General features: G+C 71.0%; 1 protein-coding gene and 1 pseudogene. Both read right to left on the bottom strand.

Annotated elements, in window-relative coordinates; translation table 11 throughout:
• Window positions 1-4,223: amino acid adenylation domain-containing protein (locus ACFVHV_RS43315; RefSeq protein ID WP_380359318.1), on the bottom strand; the 4,223-nt coding region annotated here is incomplete at its 3' end.
• Between the two features lie 3 nt (window positions 4,224-4,226).
• Window positions 4,227-4,412: pseudogene (locus ACFVHV_RS43320) on the bottom strand (hypothetical protein); the annotation flags it as partial.
• Between the last annotated feature and the right edge of the window lie 12 nt (window positions 4,413-4,424).

Below are 4,424 nucleotides of genomic sequence, written 5' to 3' on the forward strand. Positions count from 1 at the left end.
CCCGACCGCACCGAGGGCCGCGGCCGGTCCGTCGGCAGCTCCAACGGCTCCAGACCCGCCAACACCTCACGCCAGTAGGCCAATTGACCATCAACTGCCGATTCCCGCAGCCGGTCCCGTTGCCAGATCGCAAAGTCGCCGTACTGGACCGGCAGCGCCGCAAGGTCGGGGGTGCGCCGCTCGCACTCGGCCGTGTACAGCTCGGACAGCTCCTCCGAGACCAGCCGCATGGACCAGCCGTCGGACACGATGTGGTGCAGCACGACGAGGAGCAGGGTCTCGTCCTCGCCGGCCCGCACCAGCACCGCCCGCACCGGCGGTCCAGCGGCGAGGTCCATCGGCCGGAACGCCTCGCGCCGCACCACCTCCAGCGGGTCGGCCCCGCCGTCGATCCGCGTCAGCGCGAAGCCGCCGGGCTCGTCCACGATCTGGCGTGCGTCGCCGTCCGGGCCCGCCACGAACCGTGTCCGCAGCACCTCGTGCCGCTCGACGAGCTGCGCGAACGCCCGCTCCAGCGCACCCGCGTCGACGGTGCCGTGCAGCCGGACGGCCAGGGGCAGCAGGTATTCGGCGGAGCCGGCCAGCAGCTGGTCGAGGAACCAGAGCCGCTGCTGCCCGAAGGACAGGGGCGGTTCACTGCCCACGGCCCTCGGCGCCAACGGGGCGGGGTCCGCCTCCCGGGGTGCGCCGGCCAGGTGTTCGGCGAGGCCGGCCACCGTCGGACGGGCGAAGAGGTCACGTACCGGCACGTCCACGTCCACCTTGCTCGCCAGGCCGTTGACGACACGCATCGCGAGGAGCGAGTGGCCGCCGAGTTCGAAGAAGTTGTCGTGGATCCCGACCCGGTCGACGCCGAGCACATCGGCCCAGACCCGGGCCACCACCCGCTCCACCGGGGTGCGCGGGGCGACGTACGGCTCGCCCGGTTCGGGCCGTTCGGCGTCGGGGACGGGCAGGGCCTTGCGGTCCACCTTCCGGTTCGCCGTCAGCGGCAGCCGGTCGAGGAGGACGACAGCACCGGGCACCATGTACTCGGGCAGGCTCCGCGCGCACCATGCCCGCAGCTCGGACACGTCCGGGCCGTGGGCGGCGTCCTGGGCCGTCACGCAGTAGGCCACCAGCCGCTTCACCCCGGGAACGTCCTCGCGCACGATGACCACGCAGGAGGTCATGGCCGGGTGCTCCATCAGCGCCGACTCGACCTCGCCGAGCTCGATGCGGATGCCCCGGACCTTGACCTGGTGATCGATGCGGCCGAGGAAGTCGAGCGTGCCGTCGGGCAGCCACCGTACGAGGTCACCGGTGCGGTACATCCGGGTTCCCCGCGGGCCGTAGGGGTCGGGCACGAAGCGTTCGCCCGTCAGCTCCGGGCGGCGCAGATAGCCGTGGGCGAGGCCTGTGCCCGCCGCGTACAGCTCGCCGGCCACGCCGGGCGGGACGAGTCGGCGGTGCCGGTCCAGGACGTACAGGCGGGTGTTGCCGACGGGGCGGCCGATGGGTGCGACACTCGGCCACTGCCCCACATCGGCGGGCAGCAGGTGGTCGGTGACGCCGTGGGTCTCGGTCGGGCCGTACCCGTTGTGCAGGGCGCACCACGGGTGGCGGGTGTGGAAGCTGCGGGCCGAGTCGCCGAGGACGTGGGTGTCGCCGCCCTGGGCGATCACGCGCAGCTCCGGGAGCACGGCTCCGGTCGCGTTGGCCGCCTTGTAGAACTCCTCCAGGACGAGGTTCGGGGCGTTGAGCTCGTGGATGCCGTGCCGCTCCAGCCAGCGCACCAGGTCGACCGGGTCGGTGCGGACGCTCTCGGGGGCGACGACCAGGCACTTGCCGTACAGGAGCGCGCTGAGGATCTCGTAGGGGGCGATGTCGAAGCTGATGGTCGCGAACTGGGCGACCCTGCCGTGCGGTTCACCGGGCGTTGCCGAGCGTAGCCAGGACGTCAGGTTCACCAGGCCGGTCCCCGGCATCACCACACCCTTGGGACGACCGGTGGATCCCGAGGTGTACATCACGTAGAAGGGGGTGTCCTGGGTGAGGGGCCCGAGGCGCTCACCGTCGTCCGGGTCGGTCGACGGGCCGGCGGCCAGCTCCGTCGCGCACTCCGGGTCGTCCAGGACGATCCGGAGCGGCCCTGCGGGGAGCGCGCTCCGGACGGCGGCATGGGTGAGGATGCAGGCCGGCCGGGCGTCCTCGATCATGTAGGCGATCCGGGCGGCCGGGTACTGGACGTCGATCGGCAGGTAGGCGGCGCCGGTCTTGGCCACGCCGAGGAGGGCGGCGATCAGATCGACGGACTTGGGCAGAGCCAAGGCCACCACGCCTCCCGGTCCGGCGCCGGTGGCGATGAGGCGGTGGGCGATTCGGTTGGCGCGCCGGTTGAGTTCGCGATAGCTGAGCTCGACGTCCCCGTGGATCACGGCGGGCGCGTCCGGGGTCGCGGCAGCCTGCGCCTCGAAGAGGGCGGGCACGCTGTCGGCGCTCAAGGGGTGGTCGGTGTCGTTCCACTCCACGAGGAGCTGGTGCCGGTCGGCCGCGCTGAGCATGTCGAGCGCACTCAGCGGGGCTCCGGGTGTGTCGACTGCCATGGCCAGCAGGTTCTGGAAGTGCCTGGCCATCCGCTCGGCCGTGGCCCGCTCGAACAGGTCGGTGCTGTAGCTGAGCAGTCCTTGGAACGTCCCGGCGGATTCCTGGAGGACGAGCGTGAGGTCGAACTGGGCACCGTCCAGGCCGGTGCGGAGCGGTTCGCTCTCCAGGCCGGGGAGGTCCCACACCTGGTCGGAGGGGTTCTGCGGAGTGAGCATCGCCTGGAAGAGCGGCGTGCGGCTGAGGTCGCGTTCCGGTGCGAGGTCCTCCACGATCCGCTCGAAGGGGGCGTCCTGGTGGGCGTAGGCGCCGTGCGCCGAGTTCCTGACCCGGCCCAGGAACTCCTCGAACGTCGGGTCACCCGACAGGTCCGCGCGGATGACGAGGGTGTTCACGAAGAAGCCGATCAGGCCTTCGGTCTCGCTCCGGTTGCGGCCCGCCGCAGGCACCCCGACGGCCACGTCGTCCTGACCGCTGTACTTGGCGAGGTGGAGCTGGAACACCGCGAGGAACGCCATGAAGGGGGTGACGTCCGCACGGCGCGCCAGTCGCCGCAGACCGTCCGACACCTCGGCGGGGACGGTGAACTCCACGCTCGCACCGGCGCCCGTACGCTGCGGCGGCCGCTGGCGGTCGGTGGGCAGTTCCAGCGGTTCCAGGCCGGCCAGCCGGTCCCGCCAGTAGGCCAGTTGACGTTCCAGGAAGTCGCCGCGGAGCCGGTCCCGCTCCCAGACAGCGAAGTCGGCGTACTGGACGGGGAGTTCAGGAAGCGAGGGGGCGCGGCCCTCGACGGCCGCCGCGTAGAGCTCCCCCACCTCCTTGGCAAGGACCGAGGTCGACCAGTCATCGGAGGCGATGTGGTGCAGAACCACCAGAAGGAGGTGCGAATCGGCTGCCTCACGTACCAGGACCGCCCGCAGCAGCGGGCCGCCCTCCGGGTCCAGTGGCCTGCGGGCCTCCTCCCGTACCAGTCGGAGCGCCTCGTCGTGTCCCGCCGCATCCCACTGCTCGACCACGAACTCGACGCCCGGGACGATCAGTTGGCGCGGCTCCTCGTCGCCGTCCCGGACGATCCGGGTGCGCAGCACCTCGTGCCGCTGCAGCAGTCCGCTGAAGGCGGCGTCGAGGGCAGGGACGTCCACGACACCACGCAGCCGCACGACCTGGTGGGTCAGCAATTGACCGCTGTCGGGCATGAGCTGGTGCAGGAACCACAGACGCTGCTGTCCGAACGACAGCGGGGCCTCCCGGTCCTTGAGGCCACGCGGTTCCAGAGGGGGAGCCACAGCGTCCGACAACTGCTCCACCCGCTCGGCCAGCGCGGCGACGGAGGGGCAGGCGAACAGATCGCCGACGGCGAGGTCCAGGCGCAGTGCGCTCGTGATCCGGTTGACCACGCGCAGCACCAGCAGTGAGTCGCCGCCGAGTTCGAAGAAGTTGTCGTGGATGCCGATTTGGTCGATGCCGAGTACGTCGGTCCAGGCTCGGGTGATGACTTGTTGCACGGGGGTGTGTGGGGGGACGTACTGCTCGTCGAGTTCGGGGCGTTCGGTGTCGGGTGCGGGTAGGGCTTTGCGGTCGATCTTGTTGTTGGCGGTGAGGGGGAGTTGGTCGAGGAGGACGAAGGTGCTGGGGGTCATGTAGTCGGGGAGGCTGCGGGCGCACCATGTCCGTAGTTCGGGTGTGTCGGGGCGGCGTTCGGCATTCTGGCCCGTTGCGCAGTAGGCGACGAGTCGTTTGGTTCCGGGGGTGTCCTCGCGTGCGAGTACGACGCAGGACGTGATGTCGGGGTGTTTCAGGAGTGTGGATTCGATTTCGCCGAGTTCGATGCGGTGGCCGCG

Origin of the sequence: Kitasatospora sp. NPDC127116, from assembly GCF_042677365.1 — a bacterium.
Lineage (GTDB): Bacteria > Actinomycetota > Actinomycetes > Streptomycetales > Streptomycetaceae > Kitasatospora > Kitasatospora lactacystinica.